We start from the raw sequence: 3,530 nt of genomic DNA, 5'->3' as shown, positions 1-3,530 counted from the left end.
GCGGATAGTCGGCCAAGGCCAGCCAGGGTTTGGCCGGTTTGCGGTCGTCGTCGGGAGCCGATCTCGTCACCGCCGACCCGTCGGCCAGCGCCGGCCCGATCCATGACAAGTTCAAAACAGCAACGAGACTTCGGATCATGACGGCATCACGGCCACACATCTTTCAGATCCTCCGATCGGTCGCTTGGGATGTTGTTGTTTCGCAAGATATCGGGGGTGAATTTCTCAACCAGCTTGGGTTCGAGGACGATTTTTGCCTCATTTTCCTCCTCGAAGCGGAAGACGACATAATCCTTATCCTTGCCGGCCTTGATCAGCTCGATGGCGTGGCGGAGGCTTTTTACGGGCTGGTCGTTGACGTGGGTGAGGACCGAGAGCGGGCTGATGCCGTAGCCCTTGGTGATTCTGTGCGGCAGGATGCCGCTGCAGGCGACGACGATCTCGTCGCCCGGCTCGACGCGGTCCTCATCGGCTCGTTTGAACAGCAGAGAGCCTCGCGACCCGAGCATGGCAACGTATCTGGGGGGGATCACCGAGACGAGTTCGGCCGTTGCCGGCGAGAACACCAGGCCGCCGTACAGGAAATAGGTCGGCCGTGTCCGGGTCATCCGTTGGATAATGCCATTGTCTTTAGTGATGGTCGCGACCTCGACCTCGGCTGGTTTGCCTTGTCGGATGAGCTTCAGCTTCACCGTGCTGCCGGGCGCCTTTTTGGAGATGAGATACCCCCATTCGACGCGGATGTCCTCAGCGATAGGCACCACTCCGAGGTTGTCGATTTCGACGCCGTCGCAGGCGGAGATGATGTCCCAAGGTTTGATCTTCTCCTTGAGATCCGGTTGGTCCACGCGGTGCACGACGACGCCGGTCTGCTGACGTTCGATGTTCAGGTAGCTGCGCAGGCTGGGATTTTCGAGCGTGGCGGTGCGGACGTCGATTTTTGGGAATCCGTCGTATTTTCCGTCGGTCTTGAAGTCGTCGATGAAATGCCTGACGACCTCGGCCGGGATCAGGTAACCGATGTTCTCGCCTTCGGGGAAGCGGCTGAAGACGATGCCGGCTACGGCGTCCTGGACGATAGCGGGGCCGCCGCTGTTGCCGGGGTTGATGGCCGCGTCCACTTGGATCCGCAAGGCGGCCGTGCCGTAGTTGTAGTTGGTCCATTCGATGCGGGAGACCACGCCTTCGGTAACGGAGAGCGTATCACCGCCGACGGGGTAACCGAGCACGTTCACTTTGGTTTTCGGCGGCGGAAGCTTTTCGGCCAGCGGGACCGGCTTGATGTCCTTGATTGCATCTTCGTCATCAATGGTGAGTATGGCGAGGTCGCAATCCTCGGCGATGTACTCGACGGTGGCATCGAGCTTTTCTGAAGACTCGTTGGGCTGGACATAGATTTGCTGGCTCCACGAGACGACGTGGGCGCTGGTCAGGACTCGCCCTCCTTCGATGATGACGCCGGAGCCGGTAACCTCCTGGGGCGGGGTGATCTCCCACGGGCGGAACATATTTGGGGGGCTCTTGGTCGAGAAGACCTTGACGACCGACTTGCGCACGTCATCGGCGTGGGCGGGGCCGGCCGGCAGGAGGCACACCGTCTGGGCCACAATCACGAGGGTAGTCAACCACCTTTTCATATTCTCTCCTTCACGGTGCCGGGTGGGAGCAATCACGAATATCGAGTGTACCCCGGTGCGTAGATCATCGTCGCGGCGTGGGATATTGGCAAGCACGCGGTGCTCCGCATGCGTCCCCGGGGCCGCTGGGCGCGCCTGTGATTAACCTCGGCAAGGGTATCAGGGGGTTGATCGCCCAACCTGGACCGGTCGGCATGCCCGCCGAGACTGTCACGCAGCCCGATTGCCGGTTTTCCCGGGCTATCGGCATGGTTATACTCGCGAGCGAGATACGGATTGCCTGTTGGGAGGATTTCTTGTCATGCGAGCGATTTCACTGATTTGCCTGTGGGTTGTGACGCCGGTGATTCCGGCGGCGGCCGGGCCGGCGGATCATGAGCGGGTCGCGCCTTCATCCAGACGGCCCAATGTGGTAATCGTTTTTCCCGATCAACTTCGCGCCTCGGAGGTCGGCTGCTACGGTCACGCGGTGGTGCGGACCCCGAGTATCGATCGTCTGGCAGCCACGGGCGTGCGAATGGAGTTTGCTTTCAGCAATTTTCCGGTTTGTTCGCCGGCGAGATCGATTCTTCTTTCCGGCCGATATGCCCGTTCCACGGGCGTGCTGCGCAATCAAGACAATGAAGCGGGACCGGGTCGGCCGACGAATCAGACGCCGACTCTGGCGGAGGTGCTTGCGGCGAACGGTTATGACACGGTTCTGATCGGCAAGTGGCACCTGGCGCCCACGCCTCAGGCGCTTGGTTTTCGCGAAAGCCTGCGGCCGAGGATGCGGCATCGCTACTTCAAGCAGACCTTTTTCAGAAACGAGGGCGAACCCTACATCTACGACGACTACGCGCCTTACCACGAAACCGAGGCGGCGGTGGAGTACATCCGCGGGCACAAGGATCGCCCGTTTTTTCTGTACCTGGCGTATGGTCCGCCGCACATGCCCGTTTCGGAGATGCCGGAGCAATACCGCAGGATGTACGATCCGGCCAAGGTTGTGATCCGCGACAACACCTGGGTCAACGGCAGACTGGCCTACGACGAGAACTGGTTCAAGATCTACATGTGGGATTTTCAGTATTATGAGCACAAGGACACATTCGGGCAGCCATTGCCGGCCGGGATGACCCTTCGTGAACTGACCGCCCTGTATGACGGTCAGATCACGGCGGTGGATGAGTGCATCGGCCGGGTGCTGGATGCGATTCGTCAGGCCGGGATCGAGGACGACACGATTGTGCTGCTGACCTCCGATCACGGCGACCTGCTGGGCAGCCACGGCCTTTTCAACAAGAACACGCACCACGAGGAATCGATCCACATCCCGATGATCTTCCGCTATCCGCAGCGGCTCAAGCCGGCGGTGGTTGATGCACAGATCGTGAGCCTGGTGGACGTGATGCCCACGCTGCTGGATCTGTGCGGGCTGGCGGCTCCGGATACCGTACAGGGCACGTCGATAGCCCCGGTTCTGTTGGGGCGGCGCAAGACGGTCGGCGAAAACGTTGCCCTCATCGAGACCAGCTCCGCCGACGGCGTCCGAGCGCTGAGGCACGTGTACTTTAACGATCGCAAGAAGGGCACCGAGCACCTGTTTGACGTAGCGGCCGATCCGTTCGAGTTGAAGGATCTGGCCAAAGACCCGGCCAGCCGCGAAGTGCTGGAGGCGCTTCGGGCCCGGGTGAAGGAGTGGAACGTCCGGTGTCCGAGATGGCCGACGGCCTCAAGTAGGAACTGACCATCAAGCTGCCGAGCCGGACCGCCTTTGCGGGCTGCAACCCAAACGTTCTGCGATCCGGAAACATGCGCGCAAGCCGCACAGATGTGTGGCCGTAAGGATGGAAAGGCGCATGCCCACGCAAAGCCGTGGGCATGGCACCCGGCGGACCTGCCCTACCTGCT

General features: G+C 61.0%; 2 protein-coding genes. One reads left to right on the top strand and one right to left on the bottom strand.

The genetic code is table 11. The features are described 5' to 3' along the window. Window positions 1-146: 146 nt before the first annotated feature. Window positions 147-1,637 (bottom strand): trypsin-like peptidase domain-containing protein, encoded by a 1,491-nt coding sequence (locus tag PLL20_22035; GenBank protein HPD32680.1) that lies wholly within the window; start codon window positions 1,635-1,637, stop codon window positions 147-149. A 301-nt stretch (window positions 1,638-1,938) separates the two neighbouring features. Here PLL20_22035 and PLL20_22030 point away from each other — a divergent pair, with 301 nt between their 5' ends. After that, the gene (locus PLL20_22030) at window positions 1,939-3,366 is read left to right on the top strand and encodes a sulfatase-like hydrolase/transferase (GenBank protein ID HPD32679.1); all 1,428 of its coding nucleotides are present in this window, start codon (window positions 1,939-1,941) and stop codon (window positions 3,364-3,366) included. The last annotated feature ends 164 nt before the right edge of the window (window positions 3,367-3,530 follow it).

It is taken from the genome of Phycisphaerae bacterium, from assembly GCA_035384605.1.
Lineage (GTDB): Bacteria > Planctomycetota > Phycisphaerae > UBA1845 > PWPN01 > JAUCQB01.
The sequence above is the reverse complement of the archived record's forward strand: the minus strand, read 5'-3'. Positions and strand labels throughout refer to the sequence as shown.

Bases quoted from the DNA above. Each gene is read 5' to 3' on its own strand.
- PLL20_22035 (HPD32680.1), bottom strand. From the start codon at position 1,637: ATGAAAAGGTGGTTGACTACCCTCGTGATTGTGGCCCAGACGGTGTGC.
- PLL20_22030 (HPD32679.1), top strand. From the start codon at position 1,939: ATGCGAGCGATTTCACTGATTTGCCTGTGGGTTGTGACGCCGGTGATT.